Annotated in this window: 20 protein-coding genes; 8 read left to right on the top strand and 12 right to left on the bottom strand. The window is 66.1% G+C overall.

What is annotated here, in order from left to right:
• Positions 1-173: 173 nt before the first annotated feature.
• From V2L32_RS10610 to V2L32_RS10585, 6 genes are all read right to left on the bottom strand, one after another.
• Positions 174-1760 (bottom strand): pentapeptide repeat-containing protein, encoded by a 1587-nt coding sequence (locus V2L32_RS10610; protein ID WP_331236464.1) that lies wholly within the window; start codon positions 1758-1760, stop codon positions 174-176.
• A 162-nt stretch (positions 1761-1922) separates the two neighbouring features.
• Complete coding sequence (locus V2L32_RS10605; RefSeq protein ID WP_331236463.1) at positions 1923-2402, bottom strand: hypothetical protein; 480 nt, start codon at positions 2400-2402, stop codon at positions 1923-1925.
• Between the two features lie 3 nt (positions 2403-2405).
• Positions 2406-3458, bottom strand: a complete 1053-nt coding sequence (locus V2L32_RS10600) for a presenilin family intramembrane aspartyl protease PSH (RefSeq protein ID WP_331236462.1) — start codon at positions 3456-3458, stop codon at positions 2406-2408.
• A 36-nt stretch (positions 3459-3494) separates the two neighbouring features.
• Positions 3495-3722 (bottom strand): H/ACA ribonucleoprotein complex subunit GAR1, encoded by a 228-nt coding sequence (locus V2L32_RS10595; RefSeq protein ID WP_331236599.1) that lies wholly within the window; start codon positions 3720-3722, stop codon positions 3495-3497.
• 46 nt (positions 3723-3768) lie between these two features.
• Positions 3769-4047, bottom strand: coding sequence for a signal recognition particle subunit SRP19 (gene srp19 / locus V2L32_RS10590; protein WP_331236461.1), 279 nt, complete (start codon positions 4045-4047; stop codon positions 3769-3771).
• Positions 4048-4275: 228 nt separating this feature from the next.
• Positions 4276-5472, bottom strand: coding sequence for a PGF-CTERM-anchored ABC transporter substrate-binding protein (locus tag V2L32_RS10585; protein WP_331236460.1), 1197 nt, complete (start codon positions 5470-5472; stop codon positions 4276-4278).
• 58 nt (positions 5473-5530) lie between these two features.
• Between V2L32_RS10585 and btuC the strand changes: the two genes are divergently transcribed.
• From btuC to V2L32_RS10565, 4 genes are read left to right on the top strand one after another with little or no spacing between them, the layout of a single operon-like run.
• Entirely contained in the window at positions 5531-6634 is a 1104-nt protein-coding gene (gene btuC, locus V2L32_RS10580) for a vitamin B12 ABC transporter permease BtuC (RefSeq protein WP_331236459.1), read from the top strand.
• Positions 6631-7932 (top strand): ATP-binding cassette domain-containing protein, encoded by a 1302-nt coding sequence (locus V2L32_RS10575; RefSeq protein WP_331236458.1) that lies wholly within the window; start codon positions 6631-6633, stop codon positions 7930-7932. The genes btuC and V2L32_RS10575 overlap by 4 nt, the downstream gene beginning before the upstream one ends.
• A 24-nt stretch (positions 7933-7956) precedes the next feature.
• Positions 7957-8154 carry a hypothetical protein gene (locus V2L32_RS10570; protein ID WP_331236457.1) on the top strand — a complete coding sequence of 66 codons (198 nt, stop codon included), beginning with the start codon at positions 7957-7959 and terminating at the stop codon, positions 8152-8154.
• Positions 8155-8213: 59 nt separating this feature from the next.
• Positions 8214-8588, top strand: coding sequence for a tautomerase (locus V2L32_RS10565; protein WP_331236456.1), 375 nt, complete (start codon positions 8214-8216; stop codon positions 8586-8588).
• A 15-nt stretch (positions 8589-8603) separates the two neighbouring features.
• Here the strand turns inward: V2L32_RS10565 and V2L32_RS10560 are convergent, their stop codons facing one another.
• Positions 8604-9509 (bottom strand): DMT family transporter, encoded by a 906-nt coding sequence (locus V2L32_RS10560; RefSeq protein WP_331236455.1) that lies wholly within the window; start codon positions 9507-9509, stop codon positions 8604-8606.
• A gap of 85 nt (positions 9510-9594) precedes the next feature.
• Here V2L32_RS10560 and V2L32_RS10555 point away from each other — a divergent pair, with 85 nt between their 5' ends.
• The gene (locus V2L32_RS10555; protein ID WP_331236454.1) at positions 9595-10002 is read left to right on the top strand and encodes a hypothetical protein; all 408 of its coding nucleotides are present in this window, start codon (positions 9595-9597) and stop codon (positions 10000-10002) included.
• 37 nt (positions 10003-10039) lie between these two features.
• Positions 10040-10918, top strand: a complete 879-nt coding sequence (locus V2L32_RS10550; protein WP_331236453.1) for a DMT family transporter — start codon at positions 10040-10042, stop codon at positions 10916-10918.
• Between the two features lie 6 nt (positions 10919-10924).
• Here V2L32_RS10550 and V2L32_RS10545 read toward each other — a convergent pair whose 3' ends face one another.
• From V2L32_RS10545 to V2L32_RS10525, 5 genes are all read right to left on the bottom strand, one after another.
• Positions 10925-11404, bottom strand: coding sequence for an SRPBCC family protein (locus V2L32_RS10545; protein WP_331236452.1), 480 nt, complete (start codon positions 11402-11404; stop codon positions 10925-10927).
• Positions 11405-11446: 42 nt separating this feature from the next.
• A complete protein-coding gene (gene lrpA1, locus V2L32_RS10540) occupies positions 11447-11875 on the bottom strand; it encodes an HTH-type transcriptional regulator LrpA1 (protein ID WP_331236451.1) in 429 nt (142 codons plus the stop codon).
• A gap of 102 nt (positions 11876-11977) precedes the next feature.
• Positions 11978-12913: a thiamine pyrophosphate-dependent enzyme gene (locus tag V2L32_RS10535; protein WP_331236450.1), complete on the bottom strand. Its 936-nt coding sequence runs from the start codon at positions 12911-12913 to the stop codon at positions 11978-11980.
• Between the two features lie 3 nt (positions 12914-12916).
• On the bottom strand, positions 12917-14824 hold the full coding sequence (locus V2L32_RS10530; protein ID WP_331236449.1) for a 2-oxoacid:acceptor oxidoreductase subunit alpha: 1908 nt from the start codon (positions 14822-14824) through the stop codon (positions 12917-12919).
• Positions 14825-14980: 156 nt separating this feature from the next.
• Positions 14981-15523 carry a DUF6789 family protein gene (locus V2L32_RS10525; protein ID WP_331236448.1) on the bottom strand — a complete coding sequence of 181 codons (543 nt, stop codon included), beginning with the start codon at positions 15521-15523 and terminating at the stop codon, positions 14981-14983.
• Positions 15524-15664: 141 nt separating this feature from the next.
• Between V2L32_RS10525 and coxB the strand changes: the two genes are divergently transcribed.
• On the top strand, positions 15665-16510 hold the full coding sequence (coxB, locus tag V2L32_RS10520) for a cytochrome c oxidase subunit II (RefSeq protein ID WP_409348416.1): 846 nt from the start codon (positions 15665-15667) through the stop codon (positions 16508-16510).
• Positions 16507-18954, top strand: a complete 2448-nt coding sequence (locus V2L32_RS10515) for a cbb3-type cytochrome c oxidase subunit I (RefSeq protein WP_331236446.1) — start codon at positions 16507-16509, stop codon at positions 18952-18954. Before coxB ends, V2L32_RS10515 begins: the two co-directional genes overlap by 4 nt.
• The last annotated feature ends 21 nt before the right edge of the window (positions 18955-18975 follow it).

Raw genomic sequence — 18975 nt, 5'->3', positions numbered from 1 at the left:
CGGTGGTACTTCGAGTCTCCGTTTGCGAGTCCGGTAATGCATCGACGGGCTGATTATTTTGAACGCTGGTAGGAGTTGTCTGCAAACCCAGAGGCTGAGTCGCTCAAGTTGATGCCACCTGTCTGAGTTTCATCAGCAGAGACATGTTCGATATACTTGGCGCGGCCCCCAGGTCAAAACCGCTCGCGATTGCCAAGAATGTAGCCCAGAAGTACAATCGAGAGCGTACCAAGGAACGTCTCGACCATCATCACAAGTTGAACTCCCACTCCCGACGGAATCCTTGGGGGAGCGACCGTGAACGCGAGTACGCTGTAGGAGATATTCTCCATGAGCGTGTCCTCGACGCCTACGTAGACGTATACTGCCGTCGATAACACAAAAAGCATGACCATCCAAATCACAAGGTTCCGAACCTGTACCCCATAGCCCGTAAACACCCGAGAAAAGAGTGAACGCAGATGCCGGCGATCGAACCATCCGTTTACTGCCTTCGCTTCGAGACTACGGGCCCGACGCTCCCGGATGTGCATATTCCGAGCTCTGCCGACCAGACCGTGCTCGCTGAATGCGATTTTGAGTTGGTGGTAGGCCCGCGCTGTCGCGTCCCATCCCTCGGGGTCGAACTCGGATCCTCGGTAAAGACGCCTCAGACGCGCTGGAGCGGAAAAAAGTCCGGTAGAACGGTCGTCGCTGTATCCTTCGTATAGTCGTTCACAGGTTGTCGATCCGCTCAAGCCAATATCAGCTATATTCGCTTCCTGAAGGTTAGTACCAGTGAAATCGACCCCACCGAAATCCGCTTCGCCGAACTCAACCTCCCGGAAGTCTGCATTGAGCAAATCCGCATATCGAAATACCACGAGGCCGTCGCCGTCGGACCGAAACCTCGCACTCCAGAACCTCACGTAGCCCTCGCCGTCGGCTCGAAACGTTGTCATGGGGAACCCCACATACCCCTTGCCGTCGCCTCGAAATGTCGCATCGATAAACCTCACTGAACCACAGCCAGCGGCTCGAAATGTCGCATCGCCGAACCACACCCCGCCCTCGCCATCGGTTCGAAACGTCGCATTTTCGAACCGCACGTCGCTGGCGGCCTGAAACATCGTATCGTCGAACCACACTTTACCCTTGCCATTGGTTTGAAACGTTGCATCGGAGAACACCACGTCGCCGGCGGCTTGAAACCTCGCATCATCAAACACTATCTCGCCCTCGTCATCGGTTCGAAACGTCGCATCTTCGAATTCTACAGAGCCATAACCGGTGGCCATGAATTCAGTTCTAGCGAACGAGATGTGATGTCGTCCCTCTGCTACGAATTTTGTCTCTGTGAAGTTCAGGCTCGCGTCATTGGATTTGAATCGGGCATGGTCAAATCTAATGCCGTGGTGATCGGTAGCTGTGATCGTCTCACCAGACAAATCAATGGCGCCGAACGTCGCCCCGACGAATTGGCCCCGATGCTCTGGACGGTCGGTCCATGGACCGTTACCGGCGTCCTGAAGTGCGTCCAAGAGGGCCTCATTCTCATCGACATCGTCAGGCACCTTTGTCGGATCGGTGTGAAAGACACAGTACTGGTTGTCGCCATCATTGTCACCGCCGTCCTCTCGGTCAAGCGGGGGATGCGGGCAATGCCACTTCGTGATTCCGATCCCCCAGTTCTGATCGAGGTAGAACGTGGATGACTCTGTCCCGTGCCAACTCTCCGGATCGGATTTGCTGGCGACATAGGCACAGGTTCGTGAATTCATAATGAATCCATCTGACGATGGCGGTATAAATCTCCGCTCGTGGCTGGGGCTATCGTACTACGACACGCAGCGAATGTATTGTATACACGCTGTATATGCCCAAGGCTTCAGAGAAACGAATTGGATTCGGTAGTTCGACCACAGGGACGTACACTCAGGACTTCAGCGAATCCGTTCGGGGTACTCGAAGCCTCTCGCCGCGAGTCGTCGGATCCTGTACTGTCGATACCGGTAGAGTACGTGGGCGAACAGCCACGCGAACGGAGTGAGGTAGCCCGAATCGATCCGGACCTCGTCGATGAGTACCGTCTCCCCGCCACGCTCTTCGACCGTGATAGTGTGTCGCCAGGTACGAAAGAGCGGCCCGGAGCCGTCGTCGACGAGCACGTACCGCTGGGTTCCGGGCGTGCTCTCGACAACTGGGATCGAGACGTCGATGGTGTGCCGGGCGACCGGGACGAGACCGAACGCGAGGATCCGTACGGGATACCGACGCTCGAACCAGATCTCCGGAAACTCCCCGCAGAGCGGCGAGAACGAGACGAACGGGAAGAGGACGTAGGCGAGCAGCCGGGTCGTGAGCGTCTCGGTCCAGAGGCGCTCGGGCGAGCAGTCGATCGTGGAGCTGAGACGGACGCGCACGGTTCAGAGGTACGGCCCGAGACCGAGCGCCTGGACGAGCGTGAGCCCGCTCGCGAGCGCGCCGACGACGTAGCCCGCGATCGCACCGCCGTTGAGCAGCGGCAGGCCCGCGTGGGCCCGTCCCTTGAGCACCATCCAGAGCAGGACGACGAGCCCGCAGAGCGTGCCGACCATCGCGCCGAGCGCGGCGAGGTTGATCGCGATTCCAGGGACGGAAAGGGTGCCGACGGGGATGAAGAACGCGGCGCTGGCGACCAGCACGGTGGGGATGACGGCGTCGCCCAGGCCGATGAACAGCGCGTCGCGCCGGCTCGGATCGACGGTCTCCTCTGCGTTCTCAGCGGCGTCCGGCCCGTCCCCGTCGGTCTCCCCGTGCTCTTCGTCCCCGTGTCCGTCCGGTTCCGCGCCGCCGTCGGCCTCGGCCTCTCCCGAGAGGCTCGCCGGTTTCTCGGTCGCGAGAAACGAGTACGAGAGCGTCGTGGGGACGATCAGGAGTACAGGGACCTTGATATCCATCACGCTGTCGGCGAGCGAGAGCATGTGTTTCGTGCCGTAGACGCTGATCGCGTCGTAGATCGCGAGCGCGACGAGCAGGACGAGCGCGGGGAGCAGTCCGAACGTGATGCCAAACAGTCCCGCCGCACCGGCGCCCATCAGCACGCCGGCGGCGTCGATGACGTACCACTCGGGGTAGACGAGCAGGCCGAAACCGACGCCGAGCGCGCCGAGCGTCGCGAGCACGTTCCAGTCTCCGATCAGGATCACGGGGGGGACGACGACGAGGAGGACGTACCAGGAGAGCAGGACGCTCGCGAGGATCACCGCGCCGCGGACGACCCAGTCGAAGCCGTAGCGGAAGGCAGCGAGCATCCCGCCCGTCGCGACGAGGATGACGAGCAGGTACCAGATCCCGAGCGAGGGGTCGTCGGTCTCCTCGGTCGGCTGGAGGCCGGCCCCCTGAAACGGCTCGACCAGCGCGAGCGCGCCGAGCTGGACGAACACGAACAGCGAGAGCGTCGCGGCCGACGCGAGGGCGAGACGCGTCCGGTGGTCCATACACCCGCAATCGGGCAGGGAGGTATGTGCCTTCCGTTACCGGGCGTAGAGCTTCGTCCCGAGCAGTTTCGGCAGGTCGTCCTTCTCGTGTGGCGTTACCGCGGCGTACGGCCGCGAGACGGGGCCGAAGACGTCGACGACCCGGCCCACCCCGTCGAGGCGATCGTTCACGACCATCGTCCCGATCTCGGGGTGACCCTCGCCCGGACAGCGAACGATCGCGAGCCCCTGTGCGGTCGAGACGACCTCGCCGATCCGCCTCATCGCCATCGGTCGTTCACCTCCCACGCCTCGCTCGCACTCACCCTCATCACTCCCTGAGCGCGGTGACGTACGCCGCCACCGCCTGCACGAGGTCGTTCTTCGTCGCGTCGTCGGCGTCCTTCACGACCACGCGTCCGCGGGGCTCGTACTCCTGTGGGTAGATCCGCTCGCGCTCGATCGCGGCGTCGTAGCCGACCTGCTGGACCGCCGCGGCGATCTCGTCGACGGTCGGCTTCGAGACGGCGAGGTCGAGCGGCACCCGGCGGCCCCCCGACCGGCTTCGATCCGCGTCGAGGTAGGCGGGCCAGATCACGTTCTCCGTCATGGGAGATCCTCGTTCGGTCGCGGGAAAAAGCCCTCCGACTCGGCCCCCGTCGTTCGCGCGCCGATCGGACTCGACTTACTCGTGGGCATGGAGACGCCAGCGAAGACGGAGAACGTCGTTCGCAACCTCGAGGAAGGACGCATCGCGGTCGTTCGTGGCGTGGTCGAGAGGCCGTGTCGACGCCACCGGGGATCGTTACCGTCGGAACGACGAGCCTCCGAGGACCGATCACCTACGGTGGGCCCCGATCAGCCCTGCCAGCAGCAGCGCGACGAGCGCGACGACCACGCCGAATCCGGGCTGGTCCTCGGCGGCGTCGTCGGCACCGTCGTCGATCTCGTCGTCGGCTTCGTCCGCCACGTCGTCGGTCTCTTCGGCGTCGTCGTCCGCTTCCGTGTCGTCCATCTCGGCGTCGTCGGTCTCCTCGACGTCGTCCTGGGCTTCCGCCGCCCCGTCAGCGTCGTCCTCGACTGTCTCGGCCGCCTCCGCATACGCGTCCGGGTGGAACGTCTCTGCGAGTTCGGCGATCGCGTGGATCACGTACGGTCCGGGCTGGTTGGCGAACTGGGCGTCGACCGACGCGACGTTCCCCTCCTGGCCGGCGGTCGTCGCCTCCAGCACCTCCTCGCTCACGTCGGGTTCGTCGACGTCGTCGGGGTAGACGATCCAGTCGGGGTCCTCCTCGACGATCACCTCGTCACTGATCGGCTCGTAGAAGTCGATACCGGCCTCGCTGCCGAGGTTCACCCCACCTGCGCGCTGGACGATCTGCTCGGTGAACGAGCCCTCGCCGGCGGTGAAGCCGCCGCCCATCGCGTAGAGGACCAGGGGCTCCTCCTCGCCCTCGATCGCCGCCTCGACGATCCCGATCTCCTCGTCCATCCACACCATCGTCTCCTCCGCGCCGTCGCACTCGCCGGTGAGCTCGCCCGCGGTCGCCACATTGTCGTAGACGTCGTCGAGCGAGGCCGCCGGGGCGTACTGATAGACCGTCAGTCCGGCGTCGCGGAGCTGGGCCAACTGGTCCTCGTCGGCGACCGACGAGGCGAGCACCAGATCGGGCTCGAGCCCGACGACCGTCTCGACGTTCGGCGTCAGGCCGTCCTCGCCGGAGATGTCCCCGGGCTCGTCGTGGCCGTCGAGGTAGTCGGTGTACGCGCCGACGGGCATCCCCACTACCCTGTCTTCGACCCCGATCTCGAAGAGGACCTGTGCGTCGCTCGGCGAGATGGCGACGATCCGTTCGGGCTCTTCGTCCAGTTCTATCTCCTCCCCGGTGCCGTCCTCGACGGCCAGCGGGAACTCGCACGTCGGTTCGACCTGTGCGGTCGGAGAGTCGGTCGCCGGTGCCGCCACGACCCCCATCCCGACCCCCGAGACGGCGACAACCAGCGCGATCACCGCCACGAGTATTGCTCTGTGCATATCCCGACGCTCGGAGTAACGCAATAAGTATTTATCTAAAGCAAGTGAATTTGGGTTCGTGTACGGTGCGGTGCGGACTCGGACGCTGCTCTGGTCGGCGGGGTTAGCGGCGCTCTTGGTGCTGGTCGCGCTCGTCAGCACGGGACTCGGTCCGGTGACGATCGAACCGCACGTCGTCGCGATGGCGGTGGCCAACGTCGTCCCCGTTCCGACCGCGGTCGGGCTGACGTGGTTCGACCTCGGGCCGCTCTCGGTCCCGTGGCCGTCGGTGGGTACGGATCGTGTCTTCGCGTTCTCGGTACCGGAGAGCCACCAGACGATCGTCACCGGGATCAGGCTGCCGAGGATCGTCCTGGCGGCGATCGTGGGTTTCGCGCTCGCCGCAGCGGGGACGGTGATGCAGGGCTTTTTCAGGAATCCGATGGCCGACCCCTCGATCATCGGCGTCTCCTCGGGGGCCGCTGTCGGCGCAGTCGCCTTCATCGTCGCGCCGACCGCCCTGCCGATGGGGATCGGCCTCCAGCTCTCGGCGTTCGTCGGCGCGACGGTCACCGCGTTCGTCGTCTACCTGATCGCGACCGAGGACGGACGAACGCCGGTCGCGACGCTGTTGCTCGCGGGGATCGCGGTCCAGACCTTCCTGGGTGCGGTGATCTCCTTCCTCCAGATCAACGCCGGTGAGAGCTTAGAGCAGGTCGTCTACTGGCTCATGGGTCACTTGCACACGAGCACGTGGGCAGACGTCAGGCTCTCGTTGCCCGCCGTCGTCGTCTCGTTCGTGGTGCTCTACGCCTACACCGAGGACCTGAACGTGCTCCTGCTCGGCGAGGAGGACGCGCGGACGCTGGGGATCGAGGTCGAGTGGACGAAACGGATCCTGCTCGCGACGGCGAGCATCGTCACGGCTGCTGCGGTCGCCGTCTCGGGCGTGATCGGTTTCGTCGGGCTGATCGTCCCCCACATGATGCGACTGCTCGTGGGACCGGACCACCGGATCCTGCTGCCGACGAGCGCGCTCGCGGGTGCGGCCTTCCTCGTCGCGACCGACACCGTCGCGCGGGTGGGACCTGCGGAAGTACCGGTCGGGATCGTCACCGCCGCGCTCGGCGCGCCCTTCTTCCTCTACCTCCTCCGGACCAGAGAGGTGCACGCGGTCGGATGAGCGAGCGATCGAGGTCCGGGAGACGGGTGGTCGACGGAAACGGGGCCGAGTCGAGCGCGATGATCGATGTGGAGGAGGTGGACGTCAGCTTGGGCGGGGTGACGGTTCTCTCCGCCGTCTCCGCGAGCGTCGGCGAGGGCACGTTCGTCGGGTTCGTCGGCCCGAACGGCGCGGGGAAGTCGACGCTCTTACGAACGATCGCCGGCGTACTCGCGCCGGCGGCAGGCCGAGTTCTGATCGACGGAACCGACGTCCACGCGCTCTCGGCGAGGGAGGCAGGAAAGCGAGTGGCGGTCGTTCCGCAGGACACCTCGCTCTCGTTCGCCTTCGACGTCCGGGACGTCGTCGCGATGGGCCGGACCCCCTACAGGGGCCGGCTCCGGACGGGCGATCCGGTGGGGAGAGAGCGCGTCGAGTGGGCGCTCTCTCGCACCGAGACCGGCCACCTCGCGGATCGGTCGATCTCGGACGTCAGCGGCGGCGAGCGCCAGCGGGTCGTCCTCGCCCGCGCGCTCGCACAGGACGCACCCGTACTGCTCCTCGACGAACCCACCTCCAGCCTCGACATCAACCACCAGCTCCGCACCCTCGAGCTCGTCTCCGAACTCGTGAGCGAGGGGAAGACCGTGATCGCGGCGATCCACGACCTCAACCTCGCCGCGCACTACTGCGAGGAGATCGTCGTCCTCTCCGACGGGCGCGTGCTCGAGAGCGGGCCACCCGGGTCGGTGCTCACCGAGGGCGTCGTCGAGGCGGCGTTCGACACGCGCGCGGTCGTCACGCGTCACCCGGTGACCGGCTCGACGTACGTGACCGCGGTGCCCGAGCGCCCCCCGAAGACGGGGGCACACGTCCACGTGATCGGCGGCGGTGGCGTCGCCTCTCGGCTGCTCTACCTGCTCTCGGGCGCGGGTTACGAGGTGACGGTCGGGGCGCTCAACGAGGGTGATTCGGACCTGGAGACCGCACGCTCGCTCGGCCTCGAGGCGGTCTCGATCGAGCCGTTCTCCCCGGTCGACGGGCGTACGAAGGAGTCGGTCTCGACGCTGATCGACCGGGCCGAGGTGACCGTCATCGCGGACGTGGAGGTCGGCATTGGGAACCTCCCGAACCTCGACTGTGCGAGGGGGGCGCGCTCGGTCGTGGTCGTCGAGGAGCGTCCGTTCGAGGAGCGAAACTACACCGGACCGGAGGGGAGAGCCATCTACGACGCCCTCCGTGAACGGGGCCGAGTGGTCGGGGAGAGTGAACTGCTCTCGGCGGTCGGTTCGGCGGTCGAACCCGAGCGGGAGCTTTAATCCGACCCCTGCCGGAGAGCCGGTATGTCCTCGACGCTCCGTCAGCTCGCCCCACACTACCTCGCGATGCTCGCCATCTACCTGGTCGTGGTCGTGCTCGTGAGCGCGTTTCTCGGCCAGACGAGCTTCTGGATCTCGCTGTTCGTCGCGCTGGTGATCGCGTTCGCGTACCCCCCGACGATCAGACGGCTCGACAGGGCGCCCGAAGCCTGGAGCCGGTGAGCTCGGCATCGCTCACGCGGGGTCGAAACGGGGAAGCCACCGGCGACGGGAGTCGGGGTATGCCGCTGTTGCAGTTCGACACGACGCTCTCGCTCTCCGACGGTGAGAAACGCGCGTTCACAGATCGGGTGACGGAGGCGTACACGACCGAGATGGCGACCGAGGTGGGTCACGTCGCCGTGGTGATCCGGGATCGTGGACCGGCCGACCTCCACCTCGGGCGGGCGGTCGACGGGCCGATCCTCCTCCTCGACGCCGAGATCCGCCGGGGCCGACCGTTCGAGCGGAAACGTGCGTTCGCGCTCTCGGTGATGGCGTACGCCGTGGAGACCCACGACGTCCCCGAGGAGAACGCGAAGGTCGTCTTCACCGAACACCCGGGCGAGGCGATGATGGGCCTCGATCGTGTCGGCGGCGAGTGGGAGGGGGAGTAGTGGGCGAAAGTTCGGTCAGAGCTGTTGTGCACGCGCGGTCGTGACGATCCCGCCGAGGACGATTACCCCTCCGACGACGGTCATGAGTTCGGGGACCTCGGTGAGCAGGAAGAACGCGAGCAGCGTCGCGCCGACCGGCTCCCCCAGCAAGGAAACGCTCACGACGCTCGAATCGAGGTGGGCGAGCGCCCAGTTCACGACCGTGTGACCGAAGACGCCCGGACCGAGCGCGAGCGCGAAGAAGAGCACCCACTCCCGTCCCGGGTAGCCGCCGAGCGGGTGGCCGCCCGCGAGCACGATCACGAGCAGCGCGAGCGTACACGCGCCGTAGACGACCGTGACGTAGGGGAGCAGGGGTACGCGCTGGCGGAGCGACCGTCCGGCGAGCACGTAGCAGGCGGCCATCACCGCGCCGAGGACCGCGAGCGCGTTGCCGTAGAGCGCCGTCTCGGTGAACGCCGTCTCCGTCAGGAGGTCGGTCACGGACATGAGCGTCGCGCCGGAGATCGCCAGAACTATCCCGCCCACCGTGCGGCTCGTGATCCGCTCGTCGAGGAGGAGGTAGGCGCCGACGGCGACGAAGATCGGCTGCATCTGGACGAGGGTGACGGAGGCGGCGACGCTCGTATAGCGGAGGCTCTCGAACCACGCCGCGAAGTGGATCGCGAGCGCGATTCCCGTCACCGCCGCGACGGCCGCGTCGCGCGCCCCGAGCGCCGCGAAGTCCGCGCGATGGCGGGTGAGCGCGAACGGCGCGAGCAGCGCGAGCGTGAAGAGGACGCGGTAGAAGGCAACGACCGAACTCGGCGCGCCCGACCAGCGGACGAGGATGGCGGCGGTGCTGAGCGCGAGGATCGACGCCGCGAGCGCGGCTCTCGGGGAGATTCGTGTGCGCGCCCGGTCGGTCAGCACGTCGAGCACGACCCGCCATTTCTCTAGTGCGACGTAAGCCGTTCGGAACGCGGCGGTCGACGACGTTTTCCCACCCGGCCGAATCCTCCCGCCCGTGACCGACGCCGACCTCGTCCGCACCAAACTGCTCTCCGAACACGACGATCTCCTCCGGACGACCGCCGAGTGTGCCGACCGCGTCGCCGCCATGTGGGACGGGGCGTACGTCGAGGACCGAATCGAGGTCGTCCCGCCGCTCTCGACCCGTCTCTCGGAGACGGGCGTCACCGACCGTCTTCCAGTCGTCCTCTCCGACGCCGTCTCGGTACTGGACGAATCGCTTCCCGCACCACCCGTTCCAGCCCCACCGTACGTGACGGTCACGAGCGTCGGTCCCGTCCTCCGGGCGACGCTTTCCGGCTCCAGGCTCGTGCTCACGATCCGGGTCTTCACGGTCGACGGCGGCCGGTACCGGCGGGCGGAGGAACCGATCGAGGAGACGCTTCGCGTCGAGTTCCGGTAACGATCGGTTTTTCCCCGAGACAGGAGAGGCCACGCCTGTGAGCACTCGATCGGTCGCCGAGCGCGAGCGCCTCGGACTCCTCCTCGTACTCGTCTCTGCGGTGGGCTTCGGCACGCTCGGAATCTTCGGCGTCTACGCCCAGCGGGCCGGCCTCTCCATCCCGACGGTGCTCGTCTACCGGTTCCTCGTCGCGGCGGCGCTGGTCTGGGCGCTGCTCGTCCTCACCGGACGTGCGGAGCTTCTGCGCGGGCGAGTGCTCGGGATCGCGATCGCGCTCGGCGGCCTCGGCTACGCGACACAGAGCGGACTCTACTTCCTGGGACTCGAGTTCATGACCGCCGGCCTCGTCGCGGTCGTCCTCTACACCTACCCAGCGTTCGTGGTGCTCATCGCCGTGGCCGCGATCGGCGAGCGCGTGACCCGGGAGATGGTCGCCGCGCTCGCGCTCTCGCTGGTCGGGATCGCGCTCGTCTCAGGAGCGACTCCGGCGGGCGCGTCGCCCGTCGGCATCGTCGTCGTCCTCGGGGCCGCACTCGCCTACTCGTTCTACATCACCGTCTCCAGAGCGGTGTTGCGGACCGTCGACCCGCTCGTGTTGAGCGCGCACGTCCTCCCCGCCGCGGGCGTCACGTTCCTCCTCGTGGGGAGCGCCACCGGCGGGATCGCGGTCCCGACCGCACCCGTCCCCTGGCTGATCCTCCTCTCCATCGCCGTGCTCGCGACGGCACTACCCGTCGTCACGTTCTTCGCCGGGCTCGAACTGATCGGCGCCAGCCGCGCGGGGATCGTGAGCACCGCCGAACCGCCGGTGACCGTCGCGCTCGGCGCGCTGCTGTTCGCCGAACCCGTCGGGGTCGCGACGGTTCTCGGGGGGCTCTCGATCCTCGCGGGCGTCGTCCTGCTCGAACGGGGGTAGCGCGAGCTACTCCAACAGCTCCTTGGTCGTGCGGTGACGGTGGCGGAACATCGGCTCGAAGCCGACGACGCCGAACGGCGAGAGTCGCCTCCCGAGGCCTCCGGGGGGGAGCTCGTAGCTCACCGTGTCCCTGAGCCTGGTGCCGCCGCGTTCGGCGGCGAACTGGTGGGTGTGGACCCAGCGCGCGAACGGTCCCTCGACCATCACGTCGCGGAACATCGCCGACTCGCCGTCGTAGGCGCGCTCGGTGATCTTCGACGTCCACTCCCCTCCCGGGAGCCGTCCGAACGGGCGCATCCGGATGTCGATCTCGGAGCCCACGACCAGCTCCTCCGGGTTCGGATCGCCGTGGGGACCCCGGACCTCGATCACGTCGAGGCCCAGCCAGTCGGGCGTGAGCGCCCGAAGTCCGTCGGCCTTCGAGTGGAACCGCCAGACGACCGACAGCGGCGCGTCGACGAACGTCTCGCGTTCGTAGGTTGCCATAGCTGGGGTGAGGGCGGGAAGCGACAAAACTCGGCCGATCCGTTACTTCAGCCGTTCCTGGAGGAAGCAGGGGTGGGCGGCGGTGACGCCGGGTATCGAGAGGATCTCCTCTTTGATGATCCGGCCGACGCCGTCGCCGCTCTCGGCTCTCACCTCGGCCATCAGCATGTGATCGCCCGAAGAGGAGAACAACGACTCGACCGACTCCGTCTCCGCGAGCTCGCGCGTCGCGTCGATGTAGCGTTCGCTCTCGACGTCGATGCCGACGAGGGCGATCGACCGTCCGGAGAGCTTCTTCGGATCGACGTCGGCGGAGTAGCCGACGATCACGCCGTCGTCTTCGAGTTTGCGGACGTACTTCCTGACCGTCGGCTTCGAGACGCCCGCCCGACGCGCGATCTCGGCGTAGGAGGCCTGTGCGTCCTCCTCGAGCACCGCCAAGATTTGATCGGCTGTCGAGTTCGTCGCCACGAGCACTCCTTTCGCCCGGACGAAAAAATACCTTCCGAACCGGAAAGCGAGAACCGCACTCTCGAAACCGCTCGCGCTGAATCGGAAAAACGGGTCGATCGGCTACTTGTGTCGGTCGAGCAGGTCGTAGCTGCGCTCCCACTCGTAGTCCTCGTCGTAGTAGCGTTCGGCGAGCGGCTCTTCGGGCATCTCGCCGATCGAGCGCTTCTCCTCGCCGTAGGAGGGTCGGTCCTCGTCAACGTAGTACCGGCCGGTGAGGACGGTGCCCTCGTGTAGCGCGTTCTCCGTCTCGAACATCATGTCGGCCGCCTCCTTCCGGTCGTGGACGTCGAAGTCGTAGTCGTCGGAGTCCTGGATGTCGACGTACGGGACGTACTGCTTCGCGTCCTTGTTCCAGGTCGGACACTGCGTGAGGAAGTCGATGTGCGCGAAGCCGTCGTGTTCCATCGCCTCGACGAGGATCTCCTTCGCCTGGTTCGGGTTCACCGCCGCGGTGCGGGCGATGTAGCTCGCACCCGAGGTGAGCGAGAGCGACAGCGGCCGGATCGGGTCCTTCGCCGATCCGGAGGGCTGGGTCTTCGACTTGTGACCCTTCGGGCTCGTCGGCGAGGTCTGGCCCTTGGTGAGGCCGAAGATCTCGTTGTTGAACACGATGTAGGTCATGTCGTGGTTCTCGCGGGCGGTGTGCATGAAGTGGTTCCCGCCGATCCCGTAACCGTCTCCGTCGCCGCCGGCGGCGATCACTTCTATCCCCGGGTTCGCGAGCTTCGCCGCGCGGGCGATCGGCAGCGACCGCCCGTGGATCGTGTGGAAGCCGTAGCTCTCGAAGTAGCTGTTGAGCTTGCCCGAACAGCCGATCCCGGTACAGAGAAGCACCTCGTCCGGGGTTCTCCCTACTTCGGGCATCGCCTGTTTCAGCGCCTTCAGGACGCCGAAGTCACCGCAGCCCGGACACCACGTCGGCTGTGGCTCCTGCAGCGGGGTGAACTCCTCTCGGTCGATCTCTCGTTCCTCGCCGATCGCGCTGAATGCACTCATGATCTAGTCACCTGCCGCGGGTTCGAGCCGCGTGTTCGCCGCCGGGGTCTCGGTGCCGTCCTCGACGATCTGGAGCTCGAACCCCTCGACCACCTCGGCCGGCTCGAACGGGTTGCCGTCGTACTTGAGTAGGCTGTTCATCTTCTCGCCGAAGCGCCCCAGCTCCTTCTGGGCGAGCCCGCGGAACTGCGCCGAGGCGTTCATCTCGACGACGAGCGCCTCGTCGACGCCCTCGAGGAACTCGGTCAGCTCCGTTTCGGGGAACGGCATCAGGTCGCTCACGCAGATCGCGCGCACCGAGTGGCCGTCGTCGTTGAGCCGGGCGGTCGCCTCGCGGACCGCGCCCTGGCTCGACCCCCAGGTGACGATGCCGTACTCCGCCTCGTCGGGGCCGAAGTAGGTCTGGTGTGAGCTCTCGGGGTCGCTGTCGAGCTCCTCGCGGATCGACTCGATCTTGCGCATCCGCCGGTCCATCTGGAAGACCCGGTTGTCGGGGTCCTCCTCGATGTGGCCGTACGGCGAGTGTTCGTTCCCCGTGACGAGAAAGCGCCCGCCCTTCTGGCCCGGCACCGACCGGGGGTTGACGCCGTTCTCGGGGTCGTACTGGAACCGCTTGAACTTGCCAGCCTCGTCGTGGGGCATCTCCGCCAGCTCCTCCTCGGTGAGGACGGCTCCGGGGTCCGCGTTCGGCTCGCGGTCGAAGAAGCTCTCGGGGACGTTCTGGTTCTCGCCGGAGAGCTTCTGGTCGATGATCACGATCGCCGGGACGTGGTAGTCGTACGCGAGTTCGAACGCCCTTCGCGTCTGGTCGTACGCCTCGGCGGGGGTGCCGGGGGCGAACACCACCCGGCAGGAGTCGCCCTGGCTCGAGTAGAGCACCGACTCGAGGTCGGCCTGTTCGGGTTTGGTCGGCAGACCGGTCGACGGCCCCGCGCGCATCGCCTCGATCAGCACGACGGGGGTTTCGGACATCTCGGCGAGCCCGAGCGGCTCGCCCATCAGGGCGAAGCCCCCTCCCGAAGAACCCGACATCGACTTCACGCCCGCGTGGCTCGCGCCGAGCGCGAGACAGGCCGCCGCGATCTCGTCTTCGACCTGCTCGGAGATCCCGCCCACGTCGGGCAGGTGCTGGGACATGATCGTGAAGACGTCGGTCCAGGGGGTCATCGGGTAGCCCGCGATGAACCGACAGCCCTCGTCGAGCGCGCCGTAGGCGACGCCGTTCGAGCCCGAGATGAGCACCTGCGTCTCCTCATGGTCGCCCTCGGGGAGTTTCACGTCGTGGTCGACGTCGTACTCCTCCTCGATCATCTCGTAGGCTTCGTGGAGGATCGTGAGGTTCGGCTCTAAGATCCCCTCGCGTGAGCCCATCGCCTCCTCCATCAGGTCCTCGATCGGCTCCGTGTCCATCCCGATCAGCGCGGCGGTGACGCCGACGCCGGCGGTGTTGCGCATGACCTCGCGGCCGTGTTCGCGCGCCATGCTCCGGAGGTCGATGTCGAAGACGTGCCAGTCGTTCTCCTCTACCCGTTCCTCGAAGTCCGGGACCTCCGAGGCGTCGACCAGCCCGGAGTCGTAGAGGATGATCCCGCCCTCCCTGAGGTCGTCTAAGTTCTCCGAGAGGGGTTTGATCTCCTCGTTCCCGTAGACGGCACCCTCTTTCGGGTTGCGAGCGAAGCTGTCGCCCAGCGCGAGCAGGAAGTTGTAGCCGTCACCACGCGAGGTGACCTCCTCGGGCTTCGCCCGGATCTCGACGTAGGTGTGCCCGCCCCGGATCCGAGAGGGGTAGTGACGATGCGTAAATACGTGGAGCCCCGACCGCATCAGGGCCTTCGCGAAGTTCTGGCTGGTCGAGTCGATTCCGTCCCCGGAACCGCCGGCGATCCGCCAGATGAGTTCGTTGTCAGTCATGGTGGCATCTCGGCCCTCCCCGGGCCCAGTGTACGGGGAGATTCGAGAGGTGGAAAGTAAAGGCTTTGCTATCCGTTACCATAGATTAATGGTTAAGAACGACCCCAGCGTTTAGGGTTCCTAGTATATCGTCCTCACGAGCGGTTCCCGGCGGACTCAGACGAGCGAGTCCGGCCGGGTCGAGAGGTACTCGAAGACGGCGCCGAGCGAGAAGCCGTACGCCCAGTGAGCCATGAGCGTAAGCACCACGTAGGCGACGAGCGTCATCCCCGTGAAGCCGTCGTAGAAGGCGAGGACGAAGCCCGTCCAGAGGATCGTTCCGAAGACGATCCCCTTCACCGGGTCGCGCCCGCCGGGCAGGTACTCCTTCATCGAGGCGAACAGCAGCGGCCACGGCACCATCCCTCCCAGTACGAAGGCTCCGTATCCGAGCGCGACCGGCGAGGCCAGTCCGTCGAGGCCGATCATCAGCGCGAGCTGACCGAACGACTCGCGCGAGAACGCCCCCACTGACTCCGCGATCAACAGTCCGACGGTCATCGCCGCCACCCCGACCAGCCCGCCGGCCGCGCCGACCACGCCGTCGGCGACGATGCCGAACAGCGAGTCGAACTCCTCGATCTCGGCGATCTTCTCCTCCTCCGTCAGCCTCTCGAGCCCCTCGTCGGTGCCGTTGCCGCCGGACGGTGCATCGCTCATGCTATCACACGAGTTCGTTGTCGATGATAATAGTTCGTGTGGGACGATCGGCAGATCGGGTCGGCCCCCGCGCGGTCTCTGCGAAACGATAATAAGCAAGCGTGTGAAACGGTAGCGAGTGACTGCAGACGTAGATATACGATGATGAACTACCCGACACCGATCGACGCGCTCCCGCTCGCCCCGCTCCCGCGTCTCCCCGGCGACGAGTGGGGGACACAGGTACAGCTCTTCGAGGAGATCTTTCAGGTGTTCCTGATTCTGGGGACGATCGTCGGGATCGTCGTCGTGAGCTACACGCTCTATAACGCCTACAAGTACCGGGACCGGGGCGAGGAGGCCAGCGAGGCCGACCGGCCGGTCCTCGGCGAACTCCCGACCGGAGAGGGCGGCGGACGGAAGCTGTTCCTCTCGTTTTTCCTCAGCGCGATCATCGTCATCAGTCTCGTCGCCTGGACCTACGGCGCGCTGCTCTACGTCGAGGCAGGCCCGTCCGACCAGGGCACCGACGAGAACCTCGACGTCGACGTCGTCGGCTTCCAGTTCGGCTGGGAGTTCGAGTACCCGAACGGCCACACCGAGACGAACGAACTCCGGGTCCCGGCCGACCGGACCGTGACGCTCACCATCACCTCGAGCGACGTCTGGCACAACTTCGGGATACCCGACCTGCGAGTGAAGGCGGACGCGATCCCCGGTCAGACGACCGAGACCTGGTTCGTCGCCGAGGAGCCCGGCGAACACGTCGCCTGGTGTTTCGAGCTCTGTGGGATCGGTCACTCCGACATGGTCGCAGACGTGATCGTGATGGAGCCCGATGAGTTCGAGGAGTGGTACGAGGACCCCGAGGCGTACGGGAACGGTGAGGACGAGACCGACGAGGACGACGTCGAGGAGGGCGAGGAGGCGGCTGACGAAGCGGCCGACGACGAGGAGGACGCCGACGACGAGTCCGAGACGGTCGCTGGCACGGTGGTGGTCCGATGAGCGACCTCCCGCCGGCCTCCTCGGTGAAACGCTGGCTGGTCACGACCAACCACAAGGACGTCGGCATCCTCTACCTCGTGACGGCGCTGTTCTTCCTGTTGCTCGGGGGGGTGCTCGCGCTGCTCATCCGGATGCAGCTGTGGGTGCCCGGGCCGAGCATCCTCTCGGGGCGGGCGTACAACGAGGCGGTCACCACCCACGGCCTGTTGATGGTGTTCTGGTTCCTCTCGCCCTTCGCCTTCGGCTTCGCGAACTACATCGTGCCGCTGCAGATCGGCGCGAAGGACCTCGCGTTCCCCAGGCTCAACGCGCTCAGCTACTGGGTCTACCTCTTCTCCGGGCTGCTCATCGCGCTCTCGTTCTTCCAGGGCGGCACCTACGACGCGGGCTGGACGATGTACGCCCCGCTCAACATCCCCGAGTACTCGCCGACCGTCGGGGGGACGAGCGCCGTCCTCGCGCTGTTGCTGTTCGTCGTCTCGGTGACGATCGGGACGGTGAACTTCCTCGTCACCATCCATCGAGGGAGAGCCGAGGGGATGGGGATGTGGAACGTGCCGCTGTTCACCTGGTCGATCCTGCTCACCGTCTGGATGATGCTGTTCGCGTTCGCCGCGCTGCTCGGGGCGCTTCTCCTCCTCGGCTCCGATCGGATCATCGGGACGCTTTACTTCACCGCGACCGGAACGGGGGACAGTTCGTTACTGTGGGCACACCTGTTCTGGTTCTTCGGCCACCCGGAGGTGTACATCGTCTTCTTCCCCGCGCTCGGGGTGATGCTCGAGATCTTCCAGACGTTCTCCGGGCGCCGGCTGGTCGGGCGCAAGTGGGTGATCCTCGCGATGGTGCTCATCGCCGTCCAGAGCTTCCTCGTCTGGATGCACCACATGTTCCTCACCTCGATCAATCTAGAGATCAAGACGCTGATGATGGCGACGACGATCGGCATCTCGCTCCCGTTCGACCTGATCGTCTTCGCGCTGATCTACACGCTCGTGAAGGGACGGGTGCAGTTCACGACGCCGTTCCTGTTCGCGCTCGGCGCGCTCTTGCTGTTCATCCTCGGCGGTATCACCGGCGTCTTCCTCGGCGCGACCGTCCTCGACTACGAGTTCCGGGGCACCTACTGGGTCGTCGCGCACTTCCACTACGTGATGTTCGGCGGCGCGACCGCCCTGTTCGGCGCGCTCTACTACTGGTACCCGAAGATGACCGGGCGGATGTACGACGAGTTCCTCGGGAAGCTGCACTTCGGGACCTTCTTCGTCGGGTTCAACCTGCTCTACTTCCCGCTGTTCCTCGCCTGGGAGACCCCCCGACGCGTCTTCGAGTACAACGTCGAGCTGATCACCTGGCACCAGCTCGCCACGATCGGCGGGTTCATCGTCGCGGGCTCGTTCCTGATCATGTTCTACAACCTCTACGTGAGCTACTGGAACGGCGAGCCGGCGGGCGAGAACCCCTGGGACTTCTCCCGGACCGCCGAGTGGGCGATCGAGTCACCGCCGCCGCTCGAGAACTGGCCGGGACGCGCGAGCTACGCCGACGGCTCGCTCTCGTTCGTCGAGACCGCCCCGGCACACGCCGCCGACGGCGGGCGGGCGACCGACGGCGGCGTCGTCTCCCAGTTCGTCGAGGTCCGCGAGCCGACCGAGACCGAACTCGCACACGCCGAGGTCCACGAGGACCACGCGAGCATCTGGCCGTTCGCGATCGGCCTCGGGGTGTTCGTCCTCTTCGTCGGGCTGTCGGGGCTCCACGCCGGCGAGCTCCAGGGGCCGCACTACCTCGTGGCGATCGCCGCCGGCCTGGGGCTGAGCGGGTACGCGCTGCTCGGCTTCGGCCTCGAGGAGTTCAACGCTCCTGAGGCGCTGATCGCCGAGCGCTGGCCGTTCGAGGACGTCGGGAAGACGAAACTCGGCGTCTGGTTCTTCCTCGCCTCCGACGTCGTGGTCTTCGGCGCCGTGATCGGGGCGTTCGTCTTCATCCGCGCCGGGATGGGCTGGACCGCCTGGGAGACCGTCCCGCCGGACCCCTTACCCGGATTGGTGAACACGTTCGTCCTGCTGACGAGCAGTTTCACCGTCATCCTCGCGCTGGTCGCAGCGGAGCGAAAGAGCAAGCGCGGGCTGCTCGCCGCGATGGGTGCGACGCTCGCGCTCGGCTTCACGTTCCTCGGGATCAAGGCCTGGGAGTGGAGCTACGAGTTCTCGGTGGGGATCTACCCACAGACGAGCATCGAGGCGTCGGTCTACTACGTCACGACCGGCCTGCACGGCCTGCACGTCGTCTTCGGAATGCTGATCGCGATATTCATGTTCGTCCGGATCTACCGCTCGGACGCCTATCTAGAGGACCACCGCCCGGTGGAGTTCTTCGGGCTCTACTGGCACTTCGTCGACATCGTCTGGGTGTTCCTCTTCCCGCTGTTCTACCTCATGTGAGGGGGTCCGGGCCGGTAACCG

Source organism: Halalkalicoccus sp. CGA53, from assembly GCF_036429475.1.
Classification (GTDB): domain Archaea; phylum Halobacteriota; class Halobacteria; order Halobacteriales; family Halalkalicoccaceae; genus Natronorarus; species Natronorarus salvus.
The sequence above is the reverse complement of the archived record's forward strand: the minus strand, read 5'-3'. Positions and strand labels throughout refer to the sequence as shown.